17 protein-coding genes are annotated in these 21577 nt (G+C 73.5%); 12 read left to right on the top strand and 5 right to left on the bottom strand.

The window, feature by feature from the left end; genetic code table 11:
- Positions 1-55: 55 nt before the first annotated feature.
- Positions 56-1174, bottom strand: coding sequence for a phosphoserine transaminase (gene serC, locus K7472_RS08550; protein WP_109446068.1), 1119 nt, complete (start codon positions 1172-1174; stop codon positions 56-58).
- A 117-nt stretch (positions 1175-1291) separates the two neighbouring features.
- Here serC and K7472_RS08545 point away from each other — a divergent pair, with 117 nt between their 5' ends.
- The gene (locus K7472_RS08545; protein ID WP_222975723.1) at positions 1292-4147 is read left to right on the top strand and encodes an FAD-binding and (Fe-S)-binding domain-containing protein; all 2856 of its coding nucleotides are present in this window, start codon (positions 1292-1294) and stop codon (positions 4145-4147) included.
- Positions 4148-4288: 141 nt separating this feature from the next.
- Here the strand turns inward: K7472_RS08545 and K7472_RS08540 are convergent, their stop codons facing one another.
- Positions 4289-5389: a citrate synthase 2 gene (locus K7472_RS08540; RefSeq protein WP_222975721.1), complete on the bottom strand. Its 1101-nt coding sequence runs from the start codon at positions 5387-5389 to the stop codon at positions 4289-4291.
- A gap of 376 nt (positions 5390-5765) precedes the next feature.
- On the opposite strand from K7472_RS08540, the gene pdxH reads away from it, so the two are divergent.
- Both pdxH and K7472_RS08530 read left to right on the top strand, forming a co-directional pair.
- Positions 5766-6458 carry a pyridoxamine 5'-phosphate oxidase gene (gene pdxH / locus K7472_RS08535; protein ID WP_222976120.1) on the top strand — a complete coding sequence of 231 codons (693 nt, stop codon included), beginning with the start codon at positions 5766-5768 and terminating at the stop codon, positions 6456-6458.
- A 386-nt stretch (positions 6459-6844) separates the two neighbouring features.
- Complete coding sequence (locus K7472_RS08530; RefSeq protein WP_222975719.1) at positions 6845-8203, top strand: PAS domain-containing protein; 1359 nt, start codon at positions 6845-6847, stop codon at positions 8201-8203.
- Between the two features lie 147 nt (positions 8204-8350).
- Here K7472_RS08530 and K7472_RS08525 read toward each other — a convergent pair whose 3' ends face one another.
- Complete coding sequence (locus K7472_RS08525) at positions 8351-9106, bottom strand: SIS domain-containing protein (RefSeq protein WP_222975717.1); 756 nt, start codon at positions 9104-9106, stop codon at positions 8351-8353.
- Positions 9107-9243: 137 nt separating this feature from the next.
- Here K7472_RS08525 and K7472_RS08520 point away from each other — a divergent pair, with 137 nt between their 5' ends.
- From K7472_RS08520 to K7472_RS33190, 7 genes are all read left to right on the top strand, one after another.
- Entirely contained in the window at positions 9244-9939 is a 696-nt protein-coding gene (locus K7472_RS08520; protein WP_222975715.1) for an iron-dependent transcriptional repressor DtxR, read from the top strand.
- Positions 9940-10691: 752 nt separating this feature from the next.
- Positions 10692-11666 (top strand): alpha/beta fold hydrolase, encoded by a 975-nt coding sequence (locus K7472_RS08515; protein ID WP_222975713.1) that lies wholly within the window; start codon positions 10692-10694, stop codon positions 11664-11666.
- A 135-nt stretch (positions 11667-11801) separates the two neighbouring features.
- Positions 11802-12089: a DUF6317 family protein gene (locus K7472_RS08510; protein ID WP_222975711.1), complete on the top strand. Its 288-nt coding sequence runs from the start codon at positions 11802-11804 to the stop codon at positions 12087-12089.
- Positions 12089-13387 (top strand): hypothetical protein, encoded by a 1299-nt coding sequence (locus K7472_RS08505; RefSeq protein ID WP_222975709.1) that lies wholly within the window; start codon positions 12089-12091, stop codon positions 13385-13387. Before K7472_RS08510 ends, K7472_RS08505 begins: the two co-directional genes overlap by 1 nt.
- Before the next feature lie 38 nt (positions 13388-13425).
- The gene (locus tag K7472_RS08500; RefSeq protein ID WP_222975707.1) at positions 13426-13866 is read left to right on the top strand and encodes a hypothetical protein; all 441 of its coding nucleotides are present in this window, start codon (positions 13426-13428) and stop codon (positions 13864-13866) included.
- Positions 13867-14072: 206 nt separating this feature from the next.
- Positions 14073-14654: a hypothetical protein gene (locus K7472_RS08495; protein WP_222975705.1), complete on the top strand. Its 582-nt coding sequence runs from the start codon at positions 14073-14075 to the stop codon at positions 14652-14654.
- The gene (locus tag K7472_RS33190) at positions 14655-15389 is read left to right on the top strand and encodes a hypothetical protein (RefSeq protein ID WP_222975703.1); all 735 of its coding nucleotides are present in this window, start codon (positions 14655-14657) and stop codon (positions 15387-15389) included.
- Here the strand turns inward: K7472_RS33190 and K7472_RS08485 are convergent.
- Entirely contained in the window at positions 15301-15948 is a 648-nt protein-coding gene (locus K7472_RS08485; RefSeq protein WP_308013829.1) for a bifunctional DNA primase/polymerase, read from the bottom strand. The two genes, K7472_RS33190 and K7472_RS08485, sit on opposite strands and share 89 nt — an antisense overlap.
- Before the next feature lie 535 nt (positions 15949-16483).
- On the opposite strand from K7472_RS08485, the gene K7472_RS08480 reads away from it, so the two are divergent.
- The gene (locus tag K7472_RS08480; protein WP_222975701.1) at positions 16484-17869 is read left to right on the top strand and encodes an NsdA family TPR-like regulatory protein; all 1386 of its coding nucleotides are present in this window, start codon (positions 16484-16486) and stop codon (positions 17867-17869) included.
- A gap of 392 nt (positions 17870-18261) precedes the next feature.
- Positions 18262-20136 (top strand): hypothetical protein, encoded by a 1875-nt coding sequence (locus K7472_RS08475; RefSeq protein ID WP_222975699.1) that lies wholly within the window; start codon positions 18262-18264, stop codon positions 20134-20136.
- 102 nt (positions 20137-20238) lie between these two features.
- Here the strand turns inward: K7472_RS08475 and K7472_RS08470 are convergent, their stop codons facing one another.
- A complete protein-coding gene (locus K7472_RS08470) occupies positions 20239-21486 on the bottom strand; it encodes an ABC transporter substrate-binding protein (RefSeq protein WP_222975697.1) in 1248 nt (415 codons plus the stop codon).
- Between the last annotated feature and the right edge of the window lie 91 nt (positions 21487-21577).

The following is a 21577-nucleotide window of genomic DNA, read 5'->3' as shown; positions in this document are numbered from 1 at the left end:
GGCGCCGGGGTGTGCCGGGGGACGCGGGCCCGCGTGGGCCCGCCGCCCGTGACGGCTAGAGGCGCTCGATGACGTAGTCGACGCAGGCGGTCAGCGCCTCGACGTCCGCCGGGTCGACGGCCGGGAACATCGCGACGCGCAGCTGGTTGCGGCCCAGCTTGCGGTACGGCTCGGTGTCCACGATGCCGTTGGCCCGCAGCGCCTTGGCGATCGCGGAGGCGTCGACGCCCTCGGTGAAGTCGATCGTGCCGACGACCTGCGAGCGCTTGGCCGGGTCGTGCACGAACGGCGTGGCGTGGTCGGAGGAGGTGGCCCAGCCGTACAGCCGCGAGGAGGAGTCGGCGGTGCGCTTGACCGCCCACTCCAGACCGCCCTGGCCGTTGATCCACTTCAGCTGCTGGTCCAGCAGGAAGAGGGTGGCCAGCGCCGGGGTGTTGTACGTCTGGTTCTTCGCCGAGTTGTCGATCGCGGTCGGCAGGTCGAAGAAGGCCGGGATGTGCCGGTCGGACGCGGCGATCTCGGCCGCGCGCTCCAGGGCGGCGGGCGAGAAGACCGCGATCCACAGGCCGCCGTCCGCCGCGAACGACTTCTGCGGCGCGAAGTAGTAGACGTCCGTCTGCGCGATGTCCACGGGCAGGCCGCCCGCGCCGGAGGTGGCGTCCACCAGAACGAGTGACCCCTCGTCGGCGCCGTCGACGCGCCGCAGCGGCATGGCGACACCGGTGGAGGTCTCGTTGTGGGTGAACGCGTACACGTCCACGCCCGCCTCGGCGGACGCCTCGGGGTGGGTGCCGGGCTCGGTCTCGATCACGGTCGGGTCGGCCAGCCAGGGCGCGAGCTTCGCGGCCTTGGCGAACTTCGAGGAGAACTCGCCGAACGACAGGTGCTGGGACTTGCGCCGGATCAGGCCGTGCGTCGCGATGTCCCAGAACGCGGTGGACCCGCCGTTGCCCAGCACCACTTCGTACCCCGCCGGCAGCGAGAACAGCTCGCGGACGCCGTCGCGCACCGAACCGACCAGGTTCTTGACCGGAGCCTGGCGGTGGGAGGTGCCGAGCAGGGAGGTTCCGGTGGCGGCCAGGGCGTCGAGCGCCTCGGTCCGCACCTTGGACGGGCCCGAACCGAAGCGACCGTCGGCGGGCTTGATGTTTGCGGGAATCTGGATATCGGCCACGTTCGCAGCGTAATCCGTCACCGGGCCGGTGCGGACCGTGTTCCAGTCGATGAGACACCCCGGGGCGACCACGCGAGACGCGGTGCGACACGGAGCGGGACGGGCACTGTAGTGACCATGGCAGAGGTGACGCGGGACCTGGAAGAGGCGCTGCGGGCGTCGGTACGCGGTGAGGTGGTGTGCGACGCGGGCTCCCGCGCGCTGATGACGATGGACGCCTCCAACTACCGGCGGGTCCCGGCCGCGGTCGTGGCGCCCCGGGACGCCGACGACGTCGAGGCCGCGCTCGCGGTCTGCCGGGAGCACGGCGTGCCGGTGGTGGCGCGCGGCGGTGGCACGTCCATCGCGGGCCAGGCGACCGGGGTGGGCGTGGTGCTGGACTTCACCCGCCACATGAACGCGATCCGCTCCCTGGACCCCGAGGCGCGCACGGCCGTCGTGCAGCCCGGCGTCGTCCTCGACCGCCTGCGGGAGGCCGCCGCGCCGCACGGCCTGACCTTCGGCCCCGACCCGTCCACCCACTCCCGCTGCACCCTCGGCGGCATGATCGGCAACAACTCCTGCGGCGCGCACTCGGTGGCGTGGGGGACGACGGCGGACAACGTGCGCGGCCTTGCGGGGGTGACGTACCGGGGGCGGCGGTTCACGACGGGGGCGGGAACGGGGACAGGAGCGGGAACGGGAACGGGAGCCGGATCGGGGAGCGGCTCCGGGATCGCGGGTCTGCCGCCCGAAATCGCCACCAGCATCGAGCAGTTGACGGCACGCCACCTCGCGTTGCTGCGCACCGGCTACCCCGACCTGCCCCGCCGCATCTCCGGCTACGCGCTGGACGCGCTGCTCCCCGAGCGGCGGGCCGACGTCACGTGCGCGCTCACCGGCAGCGAGGGCACGCTCGCGGTGCTGACCGAGGCGACGGTCGCCCTGGTCGACGTGCCCGCCGCGCGCGCCCTCGCGGTCCTCGGCTACCCCGACGAGAGCGCGGCGGCGGACGCGGCGCCCGGGCTGCTGCCGCTGCGGCCGCTGACCGTGGAGGGCATGGCGGCCGACCTCGCGGGTGCGGCGGCGCGCACCCTGCCGCACGGCGGCGCCTGGCTGTTCGTGGAGGTCGGCGGCGCGACGGCGGCCCAGGCGCGGGCGGCGGCCGAGGCGGTGGTGCGCGCCGGGGACGCGACGGCCGCGGAGGTGGTCACCGACGCCGCCGCGCAGCGGGCGCTGTGGCGGGTGCGGGAGGACGCCGCGGGCACGGCGACCCGGATGCCGGACGGCTCCGAGGCGTGGCCGGGCTGGGAGGACTGCGCGGTGCCGCCGCCGCGACTCGGCGCCTACCTGCGCGACTTCCGTGCCCTCATGGCGGCTCACGGCCTGCGCGGCACGCCCTACGGCCACTTCGGCGAGGGCTGCGTCCACGTGCGGATCGACTTCGACCTGCTGACGCCCGAGGGCATCGCCCGATACCGGGGATTCTCCGGCGAGTTGGCCGACCTGGTGGTCGCGCACGGCGGGTCGCTGTCCGGTGAGCACGGCGACGGGCAGGCCCGCGCGGAACTGCTGCCGAGGATGTACGGGCCCGAACTCGTCCGCGTCTTCGAGGAGTTCAAGGACGCGTGGGACCCGGACGGCGGCCTCAACCCCGGCATCCTGGTGCGCCCCGCCCGCCTCGACGAGAACCTGCGCTTCACCCCGCTGCCCCGGCGCCCGGTCGACGTCGAGTTCGGCTACCCCGGCGACGGCGGCGACTTCACGGCGGCCGTGCGGCGCTGCGTGGGCGTCGCCAAGTGCCGCGACAGCGCGGCGGGTTCGGCGTCCGTGATGTGTCCCTCGTACCGCGTGACGGGCGAGGAGCGGCACTCCACGCGCGGCCGGGCCCGGCTGCTGCACGAGATGCTGGCCGGCGAGGTGGTGACCGGAGGCTGGCGCTCCGAGGAGGTGCGCGAGGCGCTGGACCTGTGCCTGTCGTGCAAGGGGTGCCGCGGCGACTGCCCGGTCGGCGTCGACATGGCCACGTACAAGGCGGAGTTCCTGCACCACCACTACGCCGGGCGACGGCGGCCCGCCGCGCACTACTCGTTGGGGCTGCTGCCGGTGTGGCTGCGCGTGATCGCCGCGCTGCGGCTGGCCCCGGCGGTGAACGCGCTGGCCACGACGCCTGCCGCGGCGCTCGCCAGGCGGCTGGGCGGGATCGACGGGCGGCGCGGGATCCCGCGCCTCGCCCCGGAGCCGTTCCAGCGGTGGTGGCGCGGGCGGACGCGGCGGGCCGGCGGCGGTCAGGGGCGGACGGTCGTGCTGTGGCCCGACACGTTCACCAACCACCTGCGGCCGGGCGTGGGCCGGGCCGCCGTGCGGGTCCTGGAGGCGGCCGGACTGCGGGTCGTCGTCCCGCCGGGGCCGGTCTGCTGCGGCCTGACGTACGTCTCCACCGGGCAACTCGACCGCGCCCGCGCCGCGATGCGCGCCACCGTCGAGGCGCTGCGGCCCGCGCTGGACGCCGGTCTTCCGGTCGTCGGGCTCGAACCGAGCTGCGCCGCCACCCTCCGCACCGACCTGCCCGAGCTGCTCGGCGGCCCGGACGCGCGGCGGCTCGCGGCGTCCGTCATCACGTTCGCGCAGGCGCTCCGGACGTACGCGCCCGACTGGACGCCCCCGCGCGTCGACCGCCCGGTGACCGGCCAGACCCACTGCCACCAGCACGCCGTACTGGGCGACGCGGCGGAGCGCGCGCTGCGCGAACGTGCCGGTCTCACCGGAGAGTTGGCGGGCGGCTGCTGCGGGCTGGCGGGCAACTTCGGCTTCGAGCGAGGGCACTGGGAGGTCTCGGCGGCCTGCGCGGAGGAACACCTGCTGCCCGCCGTACGGAACGCGCCCAACGGCGCGGTCGTCCTCGCCGACGGGCTCTCCTGCCACACCCAGCTCGCGCAGCTCGCGGGCGTGGAGGCCCGGCATCTCGCGGAGGTGCTGGCGGAGTATCTGTAGGCGGACGGGCTGCGCCCCGAGGAACCGCGGAGTTCGCGGACTCGAGGTTCGCCGCTCGCGGGCTCGCGCCGGCCCGAAGACGGCCGCGGCCCGGTCCTCCCGCGTGGGGAGGCCGGGCCGCGGCCGTCGTTCGCGTACGCCTCAGTGGTGCGTCTCGCCGTAGCCGTCGACGTCGCGCGGGTCGCGCGGGCCGGGGCCGATGTAGCGGGCGGACGGCCGCACCAGACGGCCGGTGCGCTTCTGCTCCAGGATGTGCGCCGACCAGCCCGCGGTGCGCGCGCAGGTGAACATCGAGGTGAACATGTGCGCCGGTACCTCGGCGAAGTCCAGCATGATCGCCGCCCAGAACTCCACGTTGGTGGCGAGCACCCGGTCCGGACGGCGGCTGTGCAGCTCTTCCAGCGCCGCCTTCTCCAGCGCCTCGGCGACCTCGTAGCGCGGCGCGTCCAGCTCCTTGGCGGTGCGGCGCAGCACCCGGGCGCGCGGGTCCTCGGCGCGGTAGACGCGGTGGCCGAAGCCCATCAGGCGCTCGCCCTTGTCGAGGGTCTTCTTCACGTACGCGGTCGCGTCGCCGGTCCGCTCGATCTCCTCGATCATGCCGAGGACACGGGAGGGCGCGCCGCCGTGCAGCGGGCCGGACATCGCGCCGACCGCGCCGGACAGCGCGGCGGCCACGTCGGCGCCGGTGGAGGCGATGACGCGGGCGGTGAAGGTGGAGGCGTTCATGCCGTGCTCGGCGGCGGACGTCCAGTAGGCGTCGACGGCCTTGACGTGCTTCGGGTCCGGCTCGCCGCGCCAGCGGATCATGAACCGCTCGACGATGGTCTCCGCCTTGTCGATCTGCTTCTGCGGCACCATCGGCAGGCCCTGCCCGCGCGCCGACTGCGCCACGTACGACAGCGCCATCACGGCCGCGCGGGCGAGGTCGTCGCGGGCCTGCTCGGCGTCGATGTCCAGCAGCGGTTTCAGGCCCCACACCGGCGCCAGCATGGCCAGCGCCGACTGCACGTCGACCCGGATGTCGCCGGAGTGCACCGGGATCGGGAACGGCTCGGCGGGCGGCAGGCCCGGGTTGAACCGGCCGTCGACCAGCAGCCCCCAGACGTTGCCGAACGAGACCTGGCCGACCAGGTCCTCGATGTCGACGCCCCGGTACCGCAGCGAACCGCCTTCCTTGTCGGGTTCGGCGATCTCCGTTTCGAACGCGACGACTCCCTCGAGCCCGGGAACGAAGTCGGACATCAGGCGGCTCCTCACGATGTGTGCGACGGGTGGCAGGTGACACCCCGGTCATGCCCCGCTCGGGTGTGGGTCACCCTGCCGGGGAGTAATCAGGCACGGGACGGTGGCGGCCTGGTCTGCACCGGCGTTGCGGACGCGGACGGACGGTCGTTGCGAAGCGACGCGACATCGCGGGATGTCGGGTTGTCACAGCGGTCCAACCCGTAAGTTTGGCGGTTTCCGCACATGACGGGAAGCGTGACGTGGCACACAGTGCCACCTTCCGGTCCCGCCCCTGCCCCGACCAGGAGGAACGTCTTCGCGGGCGCGGTGCCGCGTGTGGGGCGGGCACCGGGTGCTGCAAGATGAACGGGTGCCCCACCCCGATCCCTCCGCGATGCGCGCCCACTACCGCGCCGCCGGTCTGCACGAGTCCGACCTCGCGGCGGATCCGTACGAGCAGTTCGCCCGCTGGTTCGCCGACGCCGCCACCGGCGGTCTGCCCGAGCCCAACGCGATGGTGGTCTCCACCGCCGACGCCCAGGGCCGCCCCAGCTCGCGCACGGTGCTGCTGAAGAGCTACGACGAGCGCGGCTTCGTCTTCTACACCAACTACGGCTCCCGCAAGGGCCGCGACCTGGCCGCCAACCCGTACGCCTCGCTGCTCTTCCCCTGGCACGCCGTCGCCCGGCAGGTCATCGTCTCCGGCCCGGTCGAACGCGTCAGCCGCGAGGAGACGGTCGCCTACTTCCGCACCCGCCCGCACGGTTCGCAACTCGGCGCGTGGGCGAGCGAGCAGTCGTCGCGGGTGGGTTCGCGCGAGGAGCTGGAGCACCGCTTCGCCGACCTGGCCGACCGCTACCCGCAGGGCGAGACGGTGCCCGCGCCGCCGTTCTGGGGCGGCTTCCGGGTGGCGGCCCGGACGGTGGAGTTCTGGCAGGGCCGTGGCGACCGGCTGCACGACCGGCTGGTCTACGAGCGGTCGGAGGACACCGGGGCGGCGGGAGAGGCCGCGGTGGCGGGCGGGACCGCTGAGGCGCGCGGCGCGATGGCCGGAAGCGGCTGGACGGTGGCGCGATTGTGCCCGTGAGGGCGGCGGGGGCGGGGCGTTTTCCGCACGTATACGTACGAGTTCCGCACGTATACGTACGAGGACTTTTCAGAACGTAGGCGCCCGAAAACGCAGACGACCCGTGGGCTGCCAACCGGAAGAGATCTTCCGGCTACCGGCCGGACGTATCCGGCGAGCCCACGGGTCGGGTGACTGCGTTGGTTTAAGGCTGCGGTACGAACAACGCGCCGCAGGCGTGGTGCACGGGCCTCAGCCCGCAGCCACCTCACACGTCCGATAATCACTCATTCTTCGGACCACCTCCCTTCCTGTGTACCGCCAGCCTAAGAACCACTTCACGCCAGAACAAGCGATTTTCCGGAACCTGATGTGGGCTGCGTCACAGAGGGGTTGAATGGGGAAACGTGCAGCCTTCCGACGCGCAGCCCGCACAGCCGCTGACCGGGGTCGACGAGCGGCTCCTCGCCGCGCTGCTGGCCAGCATGGACGCCGCCCTGTGCGCCTTCGACGCGGACGGCGTCGTCACCCACTGGAACGCCGAGGCCGCCCGGGTGCTCGGCTGGTCCCCGGACGACGCCATCGGCCGCCCGGGACTCGCGGGCTGGGCGGTGCGCAGCGCCGACGCCGAGGACCTGATGGGACGGCTGCTGGGCGTCATGACCGGGCAGGGCCGCCAGGAACGCCAGGTCAACGAGTTCCCGTTGCTCACCAAGGACGGCCACCGTGTCCTGGTACGGGCCCAGACCGCCGCCGTGCACGCACCGGACGGGCGGCCGGTCGGCGTCTACTGCGCGTTCTCCGAGGTCCACGCCCAGATCGACCTGGAGCGTTCGATCGCGCTCAGCGACGCGCTCTTCCAGGAGGCGTCCTGGGGCGTCGTGCTCATCGACGCCGACCTGCGTCCCGCCGTCGTCAACGACCACGCCGCCCGCCTGCTGCGCACCGGCCGCGAGTCGCTGCTCGGCCGCCCGCTCGGCGAACTGCTCGACCAGGGCGTGGACGAGCTGGAGAACGCCCTGCACCACGTGCTGTCCGAGGGCACCCCGCCGGCCCCGCTGGACCTGTGGGTCACGCTGCGCGGCGACGCCGAGCGGCGGCGGCGCTGCTGGCGCGTCGGGTTCGTCCGGCTCGGCTCGCCGCTCGGCGAGGAGCCCGTGCCGCTCGGCGTCGGCTGGCTCTTCCAGGACGTCACCGACGACCGCAAGGCGTCGGGCGAGGCGTCCCGGCTGCGCTTCCGCACCACCCAGCTGCGCCGGGCGGCCGCCGCCGCGGCCGAGTGCGAGGACCCGATGGAGGCGGCCACCGGCTACCTCGACTACGCGCTCGCGGGCTTCGCCGACCACGTCCTGCTCGACCTGCTCGCCCCGCGGGACACCGCCCCCGACGACGACGCGGAGACGGCCGCCGCACCCCGGCTGGTGCGCGCCGCGGGGACACCGGGCGGACCCGGGCCCTGCCTGCCGGTCGCGTCGGCCGGGATCCCGGCGCGCTACGAGGACGGGCACCCGGCGTTGCAGGCGGTGAGCAGGACCGGCCCGGTGCGCGCCGCCGACCTCTCGCCCCGCCGGGCGGAGGAGCTGCGCTGGCCGGACGGCACGGTGGCGGGCCTGTGCGCGGTGCTGCGCAACCGGGGGCGGACGGTGGGCGTACTGACGTTCCTGCGCGGCGCCGGGCGCCCCCCGTTCGACCGCGAGGACGCCGCGTACGCGCAGGACGTGGCGGCACGGGTCGCTTCCGCGCTGGACCTGCGGGCGGGGGAGTAGGGGGGCGGCGGCGTCGCGTTCGGGCCGCAGCCGCGAGGGTCGGCGGCGGCGCCGCGTTCGACGCTGTCGTCACGCGGATCAGTCGCGGCGGCGCATTCGATGGCGTCGTGGCGTCGTGGCGCGGGTCGGGGTGACGGCGGGCGCGGGTCAGTGGCGGTAGAAGATCCGGTCGCGGTACTCGTCCATCACCCGGCCGTTCCAGTCGTGGCCGCCGTCCACGTTCCCCGAGCGCAGCAGCGGCGGGGTGACGCCGTGCTCGGCCAGCGTGCCCACGGCCGTGGCGACCGCCGCCTGCACCAGCGCGCAGGTCACCACCGTCGACGCGGGCGCGAAGCGCGCGGGCACGCCGTCCGCCTCCAGTTCCGCGTCCCCCACCGCGATCTTGCTGTCGAGCACCACGTCGCAGTGGTCCTTCAGATACGTCCCCGAAGCGTGACGTGACTTGGTGCTCGGCGGGTACGCGAGCGACGTCACCCCGATCACCTTCAGGCCCAGGGCGCGCGCGTTCAGGGCCATCTCCACCGGCAGCGCGTTGCGGCCCGACAGCGAGATGATGATCAGAACGTCACCCGCTCGGGCCGGGCTGGCGTCGAGCACCACGCCGGCCAGCCCGTCGACCCGTTCCAGCGCGCTGCCGAGGACGGCGGGCATCACGTCGACGCCGACCGTGCCGGGCACCGAGAGCAGGTTGACCAGGGCCAGGCCGCCCGCGCGGTAGACGACGTCCTGCGCGGGCAGCGAGGAGTGGCCCGCGCCGAACGCGAAGACGCGGCCGCCCGCCTCGACGGCCTCGGCGATCAGCCGCCCGGCCTCCGCGACGTGCTCCGCCTCCTCGTCCCGTACCCGGGTCAGCAGGCCGATGGCCGCGTCGAAGTACCGTTCGGCAAGATCCCCGGCCGTCATGTGGCGTCCTCCCGCTCGTAGTCGCCGATCACCGTGGAGCCTGCCGACGGGGCCTGTCAACACGACGGGACCCGGGTTGTCGGCGGTATGCGTCAGAATTGCTACAGGGCCACCGCACGAGTTACTGAGGGGCACGTATGTCGGGACACCTCATCGACACGACCGAGATGTACCTCCGCACCATCCTGGAGCTTGAGGAGGAGGGTGTGGTCCCCATGCGCGCCCGCATCGCCGAACGGCTGGACCAGAGCGGTCCCACAGTGAGCCAGACGGTGGCGCGGATGGAGCGGGACGGCCTGGTCCAGGTCGCGGGCGACCGCCACCTGGAGCTGACCGAGGAAGGACGGCGGCTGGCGACGCGCGTCATGCGCAAGCACCGGCTGGCCGAATGCCTCCTGGTCGACGTGATCGGCCTGGAGTGGGAGCAGGTGCACGCCGAGGCCTGCCGCTGGGAGCACGTGATGAGCGAGGCGGTCGAGCGCCGCGTCCTCGAACTGCTCAGGCACCCCACCGAGTCTCCGTACGGCAACCCGATCCCGGGCCTGGCGGAGCTGGGGGAGAAGGGCGAGGCGGACCCGTTCCTGGAGGAGGGCACGCTGAGCCTGGCCGAGATGGCGCCGGACACCGACCCGAAGAACGTCGTCATCCGCCGCATCGGCGAGCCCATCCAGATGGACGCGCAGCTGATGTACACGCTGCGGCGGGCCGGTGTGCAGCCGGGCGCCGTGGTGAGCGTGACGGGTTCCGCGGGCGGCGTCCTGGTCGGCAGCGGCGGCGAGGCGGCCGAACTGACCCAGGAGGTCGCGGGCCACGTCTTCGTCGCGAAGAGCTGAGGCTTCGCCGCGTTCCGCTTGTGGGACGGCCCCGATCGGGCCGCTCCGGGCGGAGCGCGGCGCCACCTCGCACGGTTGAGATGGGTGACAGGCGCGTCCGCGCCGCGGGAACGCGGTGGCGGGCGCGCTTGTCGCTTTTCGGCGGCTGTTTCGCGGGGCGAGGGCGGGGCGGGCGGCGTGCGGGCCGGGCGGTCGGCGGCGGCGCGGCGACTGGCGGGCGGGCCAGGGGTTGGCGGTGGCGAGGCGGTCGGCAGTGAGGCGGGCGGCAGTGGCTAGGCGGTCGTTGTGGCCGGAGCCGGAGCCGGAGCCGGAGCCGGAGCCGGAGCCGGAGCCGGAGCCGGAGCCCGAGCCGGGGGCGGGCGCGTCGCGTTTGCGGGTGCGGCCCGCCAGGGCCGCCGCTCATCACCCACCGCGTACGCCTCGTCACCCGTCGATCACAGGGGTGATCGCGAGTGCGGCGGAGGTCGGGCAGGCTGAAGGCCCCGGCGCCATCAGGCGCCGGGGCCCATCGTCCCCTGGGCGTTCTACCCGGAACCCCGAGCTGTCCGGGCCCTTCCCCTCGCCCGTCGAGGACGTTCCCCTCCACGCTGGAAGTCCTCCCCTCGGCAACGGGGGGCAACACTTGAGCGGTGTCACTCGAAAGGGCGATCTTGCTTGCCGAACGGCCTCTTTCGAAGGTGAGTTCGATAACGTGGAGGCGTCCGGTCACCCGACCGGACGGAGTGGGCGAGGGTGACCCGGGGGTGCCGATCATGGTGCGTCGCGTCGAGGTGACCGGAGCAGGCGGCGTACGACTCGCCGCCTGGGACTTCACGGACGAGGAGCGTGCGGAGCCGAGGGACGGCGGGGGAGTCGCCGGCGGCGCGGGGGTCGACGTGCGCGCGGGAGTCGGCGTAGGCGCGGGGGTCGGCGTGGGCGAGGGCGCCGACGTGAGCGAGCAGGTCCGCCCGTCGATCCTGTTCCTGCACGGGCTGATGGGCCGCGCCGCCCACTGGGCGGCCACCGCCCGCGCGCTCGCCCCCCGGTACCGGGTGATAGCCCTGGACCAGCGCGGCCACGGCCGTTCCGGCAAGCCAGACACCGCCGCGTACGACCGCGAGGCCTACGTCCGCGACGTGGAGGCCGCCATCGAGCAGCTGGACCTGGCGCCGGTCGTGCTCGTCGGTCACTCGATGGGTGCCCTCACCGCCTGGCAGACGGCGGCGCGCCGTCCCGATCTCGTCGGCGCCCTCGTGGTGTGTGACATGCGGGCGTCGGCGGTGGGGGAGTCGAGCCAGCGCGACTGGGAGCAGTGGTTCAAGTCGTGGCCGTTGCCCTTCGCGACCCTCGCCGACGTGCGCAGGTGGTTCGCCGAGGAGGACCCGACGCTGGAAGGTCCGCGCCCGGAGCGCGGCGCGTTCTTCGCGGAGGTCATGGAGGAGCGGGGCGGCGGCTGGTGGCCGCAGTTCTCGTTCGACCACATGCTCAGCTCGCGCGACGCCTGGGTGAGCGACGCGCACTGGGACGAGTTGGCCCAGGTCCGCTGCCCCGCCCTCGTGGTCCGGGGCGTGGACGGCGAGCTGGGCCGGGCCGAGGCCCAGGAGATGGTCCGGGTGCTGCCGCGCGGCGAGTACGCGGAAATATCCGACGCGGGCCATCTGGTGCCGTGGGACCGCCCGCAGGAGTGGCAGCAGGCGCTGACCGCCTTCCTGGACGCCGGGCCGACGCAGGAGTCCGCCATGCGGTAACGAACCGATCACAATACGTGAGGCTGCACGTTTCTGCGCCGACCGAGCCCCCGAGTCGTACGTTTTGCTCCCATACGATCAGTAGCCGGACTCTCCGGTTCCTAACGGTCACATCGCGCTTCAGGGGCCTTTCGTATGGCGGACTTGCAGGTTGACGACCGCGTGTTGGCGGATTCGGAGCGGCGACTGTCCCGCCTGCACGGCGAGTTCGCCCGGCTGGACGGTCAACGCGATGCGCTGCACGCCGAGTTGGGCGACTCGGCGATGACGGACGCGATGGACGAGTTCTTCGACAACTGGTCCCACTACCGCAAGAAGTTGCTGAGCTCCATCGAGTCGGTGGGCACTTTGGTGTCGCAGACGCGGTCCACGTTCCGGCGGGTGGACGAGCGCCTGGCCTCCGGCGCGAAGGGCGACCGCTGATGCGGGCGCGCGGCAGGCGCCCGTACGACTGGACCCCGCTCGCCGAACGCGACCCGGTACCCGGCGACCCGGCGGCGCTGCGCGACGAGGTCACCCACATGCGGCGGCTGGCGTCCACGCTGCGCGACCAGGCCCGCGAACTGAAGGCGATCGGTGCGGAGGACGGCCTGAAGGGTCAGTACGCGGACGCGCTGCGCGGCGGGGCACGCGAGCTGGAGTGCCACCTGCGGCAGACGGCCGAACGCTACGAGCACGTCCAAGGCCATCTGGCGTCCTGGGCGGACGAGTTGGAGGACTTCCAGTCCGAGTCGGCCACGATCCTGCGCCGGGCCCAGGACACGGCGGCTCCCCGCCGTTCCGGGGACGACGACGCGTTGAAGCCCTACCGAGACGCCCTGACCCGCCTGACCGCCCTGCGCGACGAACGAGCGTCCCACTACGCGGGCCGCATCAAACGCGCCTGCAAGGACGTCATCAAGGACAGCCCGTGGGAGTCCTTCGAGGACGCGGCGGACGCGGTGTTCGACAACGAGTGGAGCCAGAAGTTCTTCGAACTCGCGAGCTGGGTCGTCACGGTGGTCGGCGTGGTCGCGCTCTTCGTGACCCCCGCCGGTTGGGTCGTCGACCTGGCCCTGGGGATCACCTTCGCGCTCGCGGCCAAGGACGTGCTGGCGCTGGCGGTCGGCGAGGGCTCGTGGTTCGACATCGGCATGGACACCCTCGGCTTCCTGACGATGGGCACGGGGAAGGTCGCCTTCGGCATGCTCAAGGGCATCCAGACGGCCACGGGCGCCGCGGCGGAGGCGGTGGCGGAGGAACGGGCCGCGGCGGAGAGCCTGCACGAGTCGCGGGGGGTGTTGGACCGGACGTACCGGATCACGAACCGGCGCGGTTCTTCGGGGGCGGCGAAGGCGGAGGCGCGGAGGGTTCGGGCGGGGGCGCTGGCCCGAGCGCGGCAGGCGGGCCTCGCGGCCCGCCAGGCAGAACGATCCCGTGAGCTGCTCGAGGCGACCCCACGCGAGGCGTTCGCCTTCGGCGGCGACAGGGAGGCGGCGAGCGCCTGCAAGAACATCACGCGCCTGCGCGAGGAGTACGCCCAAAGCCCAGAGGTCCAGAAGGCAAGCGCCCATATGGAGGGATGGCGATCAACATTCAATGCCGGCTGGCGAGTCGGTATGGCATCGGACGGGATCGACAAGACCTTGGGGCACAGCGACGCGCTTCCGATGAAGCCTTCCTTCGGCCCGTACGACGACTTCAAGGACCAGTTCACGAGCACTGTGGGTACCGGCTGGTGATCCTCCACGGCGCAAGTGCAACTCAGAAAGGAGGCGTAGTGGCCTTCATCGTCAACCCGAATGACGACCCGGAGATCAGCAGAAGCGAACGGATTGCCAGGTACGGCTCAATGGTGCCGTCACTGGCCTGGGCGCTCCTCAACTTCACGCTCGTTCTGCTCTCCCCGCTGTCCAAGTCGCTCATCAGCAGGGGGCAATACGTGGCCGTTGTCCTCGCTTTCGCTGTACTGGGCGAGACGGTTGTCTGGATCGGCATGAACTCTCTCAGGCGTAGTGCCGGATGGGATTGCGGAATCATCGGATACCTGTGGTCAGGGGCCCTCATGACCAGCCTCGTGGCAGGGGGAACTCTGTTGACCATCGGTTCCAAGGCGACGTACGTCGCGGCCCTCATCCCCTGGATTCCCCCCGTAGTTGCCACTGTGGCCAAGCGGCGGCTTTTGCGGCGGCGGGGAGTGGGCGCGGGGGTGGGGGCGTGACGTGCGGGATGAGTGGTGACGGGATGGGACGGGACGGGATGTCGGGAGACAGGGAGAAGGAGATTCCTTCCGGGAAGGGGCAGTCCCCGGAGAGCGTGTGTCGGCAGCGGTCGGTGCCTCCCCCGGAAGGCGAACCCTCCGGGGGTGGCGGGAACGCGGAGCGCGTCGTTCGGGGGGTCGGGGCGGGTGCCGGGGGGTATCGGATCGTGCTGCCGCCGGGGTGGGTCCGGGTGCCGTTGCGCGAGGGGACCCGGGACGCGGTCGAGGAGCTCGTGCTGGCGCGGCTGCGCCACATCCCCCCGCACATCCCCCGCGATCACGCGACCGCCTACCGTCTCGCCGTTCGTCAGGCCCTGAACGCCCAGGTCGCCGCCGCCCGTGCGGCCAACGGCCTCGACCTCTATCTCCCCGTCCAACCGCGCTACCGTGCCGCCCTCGCCGCCTCCTTCCTGGTGTCCGAGGTCGTGCTGCCGGGGACCATGTCCCCGCGGGCCGTGCTGGACGCCCTGTGCGCCGGGCGCCGCAGGGACCTCACCGACATCGCCGGGTTCCCCGCCGTCCGGCGTGAGTACGTGCGCCCGGCCGCCCCCGAACGCGACGTCCCGCTCGCCTCGCGCCACGTCGACTACGCCTTACCCGTCCCCCGCGACCCCCACCGCTACCTCGCCGTCACCTTCGCCACCGCGGGGAACGGCGACCCGGACAGTGAGTTCACACGTGCCGTCGTGGAGTTGTTCGACGCGTTGATGACCACGTTCCGCTGGACCCTGAAGGCCGAGGTGGCCTGAGTGACCGTGTCCGGACTCCGGCTCTCCACTCCGCACCGCGATCCCGCCCGCTGGGTCGGGCTGCCCACGGAGTGGCCCCTGCCGGGCTTCGAGCGCGAGTTCCCGGACCCCGCCACCTGGGCCGCGACCGCCGCCCGCGCGATCTGGGAGGACAGCCCGCTCACCCCGGGCCCGGCCGACGTCACCGGGCTCACCGACGTCCTGGCCTACGCCGCCCACCACTTCCCCGGCGCCTTCCCCGGGTTCGAGGTCCTCCTCCACCTGCCGGGGCCCCGCGACAACCCTCTGCCCGTCTACCTCGGCGACCTGACCACGGAACCCGAGGACCCCGGGCACGAGATCCTGCGCCACCTCACCGGTGCCGACGACCCGTACGCCGTCGAGCCGCCCGTGGTCGAGGAGTTCGGCAATCCGTTCCTCGGGCAGGGGCTGCGCGTCCTGCGCTACACCACCGACGACCGCGCGGGCGGCGCGCTGCTGCCCTGCCTGCGGTACGCCTGGTACCTGCGCGGGGACGACGGCCAACCGGCGCACTGCGCCTGCCTGTTCGCGTTGCACCCCGACCCGGCCCGCCTCATCGCCGCCCTGGACGACATCGACACCCTCGCCGGTGACCTGCGTTACGAAGCCGAGAGACCCGGTGACCTCAGCGACCCCGCTGCGCCGCCGCCTCCCGCCCGCACGCGTACGCCAGAGGGCTCAGCAGTTCCTCCGCGTCGGGGAGCCAGCGGTTGACGGCGCCGGGGTGGCGGGCCCACTGGACGTGACCGGTGCCGCTCATCCGGGTCGGGGGCGCCGCCACGTAGTCCCCGTCGCCCCGGACCACCAGGTCGAGGGAGGCGGGCGGCCAGCCCAGCCTGCGCAGCAGGTCCGGCACCTTGGCCGTGGCGCCGGGCAGCACGAGGAAGACCAGTCGCCGGGTCGGCGTGCACAGGACGGGGCCGAGCGGCAGGTCCATCCGTTCCATCCGGGCCAGCGCCAGGCAGCCGGCGACCTCGGGCACGTCGATCGCGTCGAAGACGCGGCCGGTCGGCAGCAGGATGGACGCCCTCGGCTCCCGCGCCCACATCCGCCGCACCGCCGCGCCGCTCCCGGTGGCCTGGCCGGGCCAGTCGGGCCGCGTCGGGTGCGCCCCGGGCGCCGGGCAGGCCGGATCGCCGCAGGAGCACCGGCGGCCGCCGTCCACGTCCTCCAGCCACGTGCCGGGCAGGACGTCCCAGTGCCGCTCCTGCGCGTACCGCACGGCGGTCTCCAGCAGACCGGCGGACGGCGCCGGGTCGCCGCCGGGGCGCACGGCGGGGCGCGCGGGAGGACGTGTGGCGGTGGCCGGGGCTCCGATGGTGTGTTCCACGTGCTGCACAACTCCCCTTGTCAGCAAGGGTTACGGGGCCTCGCGGCCTCATTGGCCCCGCCGGTCCGGCACGCGGGGCGCACGGGTGCACGTACGGGGGCGCGTGGTGAGCTGTGGCACCCGTGCTGGGTAGGTCCTCTTCGGCACGTTGCGGCAGCTCTCGTGCCTCAAAACAACGCGAAGTGATGAGAATCGGTGAGAAGGGAGGAAAAACCACGACATCAACGGCATATTCTCCCGGCATGGTGGGGCAGAGATCACGCACCGACCGGAACGTGCGGGTCAGGGCGTGACCGACATGACCAGCGGGACCGCCCGTGACCAAGGGGACCGCACGTGACCGGAGGGGGCGGCCCGTGACCAACGGGACCGTCAGGGACGCTTCGTGACCGCCGGAACGTGAGCGACGGACGTCAACGACCGGTCGTGAGCACCGGAAGAGGTACCTGAACAGGTACGCAACGTGAGGGGGACGACGATGGCCGCGCGACCGCTCGTGGCGCGCCAGCCGAACGAACGGCTCCAGGCGCTCATCCAGGAAGCAGGCTGCTCCAACGCCGGACTGGCCCGCAGGGTCAACATGTGCGGTGCGGAACACGGCCTCGACCTGCGTTACGACAAGACCTCCGTGGCCCGCTGGCTGCGAGGACAACAGCCGAGGGGCCGGGCTCCGGCCATCATCGCCGAGGCGCTGGGCCGCAAGCTCGGCCGCACGGTGACGATCGACGAGATCGGCATGGCGAACGGCAAGAACCTCGCGTCCGGCGTCGGCCTGCACTTCGCGCCGACCGTGCTGGGCGCGGTGGAGCAGGCGTGCGAGCTGTGGCGCAGCGACGTCGGCCGCCGGGACTTCCTGAGCGGTTCGACCGTCGCCTCCTCCGCGCTGGTGGAGCCCAGTCGTGACTGGCTGATCACCGGCCCGGACGCGGGGGTGGCGCGCAGCGGCGGACCGCGCGTGGGCATGGCGGACGTGGAGGCGGTGCGGGCGACGACCCGGGCGCTGACGGATCTCGACCACCGTTTCGGCAGCGGCCACGTTCGCCCGATCGTGGTGCACTACCTCAACAGTGTGGTGTCGGGACTGCTGGCCGGTTCGTACCGGGAGGCGACCGGCCGTCAACTCTTTGCCGCCGTGGCGCGGTTGACGGAGCTCGCCGGGTACATGGCGGTCGACACCGGCCAACCCGGCCTGGCGCAGCGCTACTACATCCAGGCGCTGCGGATGGCGCAGGCCGCCGGGGACCGGGCGTACGGCGGCTACGTGCTGGCGGCCGGGATGAGCCACCTCGCGGCGACCCTCGGCAACCCGCGCGAGATCGCCCAACTCGCCCGCGCCGCACAGGAAGGGGCGCGCGGGCACGTCACGCCGACCGCGCAGGCGATGTTCCACGCGGCCGAGGCCAGGGGGCACGCGCTGCTGGGGGACGCGCGGGCGTGCGCGGTGGCGGCGGGGCGGGCGGTCGACGCGTTCGGCCACGCCACGCCGCAGGACGACCCGGAGTGGATCGCCCACTTCGACCAGGCTTACCTGGCCGACGAGTTGGCGCACTGCCACCGCGACCTCGACCAGCCGGGGCCCGCGGTGCAGCGGGCCGAGGAGGCGCTCGCGGGACATCCGCCGACCCGCGTGCGGCGCCGGGCCATCGGGCTGCTGGTGCTGGCCTGTTCGCAGGTGCAGGCCCGCGAGGTCGAGCAGGCCTGCCACACCGCGGCGCAGGCAACGGCCCTGCTGGGAGGCCTGCGTTCGAACCGCGGAGCCGAGTACCTGGAGGACTTCCGGCGCCGGCTGGAGCCGTTCAGGAACGAGCCGGTGGTGCGGGAGTTCGGCGCCCGCCTCCAGGACGAGAGCGAGGTGGCCGCCTGACGTGCCGCGAACCGGCGGCGAACGGGACCCGGGCGGGCCGCACCTGGCCGCCCGGGGACCGTCCTCCGTCGTGAACCAGCCACCGCGAACCGGCCGTCGCGCGCCGTCACATCGCGTTCGGAAAAGGTTACGTGACGGGCGCGACGGGTCGGCCACGGATCCGGACGGAATCGTTACGCTACCGACACAGCCGTCCTGGCCTGCGATAACGCGTTGCATATCCCGGACTGTTCGGTCTTTGCGAACGACGGTCCGGCCGCCCGGCGCGGGTCTTGGCCACCGGTGCGTGGTGGGGACCGGAATTCACCCGGTAGCGTGAGCCGACGTTCCGAAAGTCCGGTCGGGGCCCCGGGGGAGACCCCGGGATCACGCAGCAGGCAGGAGTTCCGGTGATGCACAGCGGACAGGGAGACGAGGCGTCGGAGAACACCTACCGGCCGATGCCGCTCCCGGACGAGCCGCGCCCGCCGGCGGCCTCGGAGGTTCGGCAGGGCGTGGTGTTCCCCGCGCACGGCGACCCCTGGCAGCCGCCCGCCGAGGACCGCTGGGCCCAGCCCGGCGCCGACGCGACGCGACCCGCCACACCTGGCGCGCAGCCCGCGGCCGGACGGCCGTGGGGCGAACCGCAGCCCACGCCGCCGCAGCCCGACGAGGGCGCCGAGGCGACGCGACTGCTGACGCCGTACGGCTCCGGCACGCACGCGGGCGCCCCGCAGCAGCAGGGCTTCGGCGCGGCCCCCACGTCTCCCGTGCCGCCCGCGGCCCCCGGCTTCGGCGAACCGCAGGGCTACGTCCAGCTGGGCCACCCGGACCAGCCGTCCTACACCGGCCAGCCGCCGTACACCGGACAGCCCGAGCACTTCCCGCAGGGCGGCCACCCCGCCCAGCCCCAGCACCCCGGCCAGCAGGCCCCCGATGCCGCGTACGGCGACCCTTACGGCGGCGGCCCGCGGCCCGGCTCGGGCGACGCGGAGAAGACCCAGCTCATCCCGCCGTACACGCAGCACCCGTTGCCGCCCCTCGACGGCCCCGCGCACTTGGGCCCGGGCGGGGTGGCCGGTGACGGTGACAAGACGCAGCTGATGGCGCCCTACCGCGAGCCGTCCGCCGCGCTGCCCGCGCAGCCGGAGGAACTGCGGCAGCCGCTGCCGCCCGAGCAGAGCTTCGCCGCGCCCGTCCCGCCGCTGCCGCAGGGCCCGCCGCCCGCCGGAGCGCGCATCCCGGCCGCCGTCGAGGCGCCGATGCCGGGCGCCGCTCCCTACGCCATCCGCCCCGGAACGCCGGACGAGCACCCGCCGCCCGCGTACGGGAACGAACCGGCCCCGGTCGAGCCGACCCAGCAGCTCCCGCGCTTCACCGACTCCTGGGACCAGGGCCCCCAGGGGCCGCACCAGGGCCAGGGCCACGGCCAGGGCGGCGCGGGCTTCGGCGCGCAGGAGCAGGGCCAGGCCGCGCCGGACGACGACTACGACTACCTCTACCGCCGCGACGACGAGCCGCCCCGGCAGCCCGCGCCGCAGGCCCCGCAGGCCCCTGCCGCGTACGACAGGATGCCCGGCCACGGCGGCCCGCACGACGGCGGTCCGGGTGCGAACCGCTACGACGGCGGCGGATACGACGGAGGGCGGTACGACGACGGGCCGCGCCGCAAGAAGCCGTCACCGGTCGTGCTGGTCGGCGTGGGCGTCGCGGTGCTCGCGGTCGTGGGCGTCGGCGCGGGCGCGCTGCTCAGCGGCGGCGGCAGCGGCAAGGACCAGCAGCCGGCGGGCGCCACCTCGTCGGCCGGTGCGGGCTCGTCGGGCGGGAGCGACGCCGCGCAGGCGCAGGCCAAGCAGCTCGACGGCCTGCTCCAGACCAGCGACGGCAGCCGCACCGCGGTCATCAACGCCGTGGCCTCGATCAAGACCTGCTCCAACCTCGGCACCTCGGCCTCCGACCTGCGCACCGCCGCCGGTCAGCGCGACGATCTGGTGACGAAGCTGTCCCACATGGACCTCGGCCAACTGCCCGACCACGCCGAGCTGGTCAGCCAGCTGACGATCGCGTGGAAGGCGTCGGCGGCGGCCGACAAGCACTACGCCGCCTGGGCCGACGAGGTCGCGGGCAAGAAGGGCTGCCAGAAGGGCCACGCCAAGAGCACCGTGGAGGCGCAGCGCGGCAACGCCTCCAGCGGTGAGGCGACGCTCGCGAAGAAGCGCGCGGCGGACCTGTGGAACCCGATCGCGCAGCGCTACGGGCTCACCCAGCGCCAGTACACGCAGCTGTAGCGGTCAAGGAGCCCACGCCGGGGGAGGCCCGGAGGCGCCCGCTCAGGGGTCGCTCCCTCAAGAGCCGCTCCCTCGGGAGCTGTTCGCTCAGGAGCCGTTCCCTCAGGAGCCGCCGCCGGGCGCCGGCCGGTCCAAGGTGGTCCGGACGTCGACGAAGCCGCCCTTGCCGAACCCCGTCAACTCCCCGTCCCGCACGACCTGGTACGTCACGTCCGGGTTGACCATGCGCGGATAGTTGGGCACGCCGAGCTGGTCCGCGTAGCGCCAGCCCAGCGGCGGGGTCAGTCCGCCGGTGGACAGGCCGTGCGCGCGGTCGAGAGCGTCGTGCACGGTCTGCGCGGTGACCTGGCCGTGGCCCAGGGAGCGCACGACGGTGGCGAGGACCGTGTACGCGATCCAGGTGGTCTCGGCGCCAGGGTCGGCCACGTCGATGCGGGTGTCGCCGAACGCGTAGCGGTTGACGGCGTCCCGCATCGCGTTCCACGCCGGATCGCTCGCGGGCGGGTACCAGCTCGTCGCGTACGCGCCCTCCAGCGGGCTGTCCGCGCCGCCGGTGCTGTCCAGCAGCGACTGCTCGACGCTGCCGAGCACGGACGCCGTGCGCACCCCGGTCTCGTCGCCCAGCCGCCGGAAGGAGTCGAAGAACGTGCCGGTGCTGTCGCCCATCACGGCCGTCACGCAGCGCCCCGGCGCGTCGTCGCCGATCGCGGTGGTCGCGGCCGCCGAGTAGTCGGTCGCGGTCTCCGGGGCTCGCACGTCCAGTGCGGGCCTGTGGCCGAGCGAGGCGAGCCCCGCGTCGAGGAACTCCGGGTACTGGTCGCCGGTCGCGGTGTCAGGACGCACCAGCGCGATGTTCCGGCACACCCCGGCCAGCTGCCGTCCGTTGCCCGCGAGCAGCGCCGGGGCGCCGCCGTTGACGGGGTACGACAGCGGGCTGGTGAACTCCTCCGGCGCGACGCCGTACCCGCCGAGGTACGGGATGCCCGCGACCTCCAGATCGCCCATGAAGCTGGTGCCGTACTGGCTGTAGGAACCGACGACGGCGACCGCCTTGGCGTCGACGGCGTCCTGGGCGCACTGCTCGGCGCGGATCAGGTCGTTGTGCTCGTCGCAGGTGAGGACCTTCAACGGGCGCCCGTTCAGGCCGCCCTGGGCGTCGACCATGCGCGCGTAGGCCTGCGCCATGGCGGGCATGCCGGGCATGTTCGTGGAGTTGGTGTTCTCCGGCGCCCAGGTCATCACGACGATCGGATCGTGCGACTGCCCCGAGAGCCCGGGGACGACTCCGCAGGCCGTCAGCAGCAACGACGCCACCGCGCCCACGGCACCGAACCGTACGTAACGCCTCATGGGCCCCTACGGTTCACGGTGGCGGTCAACGTATGCGTGACCGAACGGCAACGAAGGGTGACGGAGGAGTGAACAGGCCGTGCGGGGCGTG

This window comes from Streptantibioticus parmotrematis (assembly GCF_019890615.1).
GTDB classification, from domain to species: domain Bacteria; phylum Actinomycetota; class Actinomycetes; order Streptomycetales; family Streptomycetaceae; genus Streptantibioticus_D; species Streptantibioticus_D parmotrematis.
The sequence above is the reverse complement of the archived record's forward strand: the minus strand, read 5'-3'. Positions and strand labels throughout refer to the sequence as shown.

Excerpts from the sequence above, each read along its gene's own strand:
- K7472_RS08470 (WP_222975697.1), bottom strand. The coding sequence starts at position 21,486 with ATGAGGCGTTACGTACGGTTCGGTGCCGTGGGCGCGGTGGCGTCGTTG.
- pdxH (WP_222976120.1), top strand. The coding sequence starts at position 5,766 with ATGCGCGCCCACTACCGCGCCGCCGGTCTGCACGAGTCCGACCTCGCG.
- K7472_RS08545 (WP_222975723.1), top strand. The coding sequence starts at position 1,292 with ATGGCAGAGGTGACGCGGGACCTGGAAGAGGCGCTGCGGGCGTCGGTA.
- K7472_RS08480 (WP_222975701.1), top strand. The coding sequence starts at position 16,484 with ATGGCCGCGCGACCGCTCGTGGCGCGCCAGCCGAACGAACGGCTCCAG.
- K7472_RS08505 (WP_222975709.1), top strand. The coding sequence starts at position 12,089 with ATGCGGGCGCGCGGCAGGCGCCCGTACGACTGGACCCCGCTCGCCGAA.
- K7472_RS08475 (WP_222975699.1), top strand. The coding sequence starts at position 18,262 with ATGCACAGCGGACAGGGAGACGAGGCGTCGGAGAACACCTACCGGCCG.
- K7472_RS08540 (WP_222975721.1), bottom strand. The coding sequence starts at position 5,389 with ATGTCCGACTTCGTTCCCGGGCTCGAGGGAGTCGTCGCGTTCGAAACG.
- K7472_RS08520 (WP_222975715.1), top strand. The coding sequence starts at position 9,244 with ATGTCGGGACACCTCATCGACACGACCGAGATGTACCTCCGCACCATC.
- K7472_RS08510 (WP_222975711.1), top strand. The coding sequence starts at position 11,802 with ATGGCGGACTTGCAGGTTGACGACCGCGTGTTGGCGGATTCGGAGCGG.
- K7472_RS08525 (WP_222975717.1), bottom strand. The coding sequence starts at position 9,106 with ATGACGGCCGGGGATCTTGCCGAACGGTACTTCGACGCGGCCATCGGC.
- K7472_RS08515 (WP_222975713.1), top strand. The coding sequence starts at position 10,692 with ATGGTGCGTCGCGTCGAGGTGACCGGAGCAGGCGGCGTACGACTCGCC.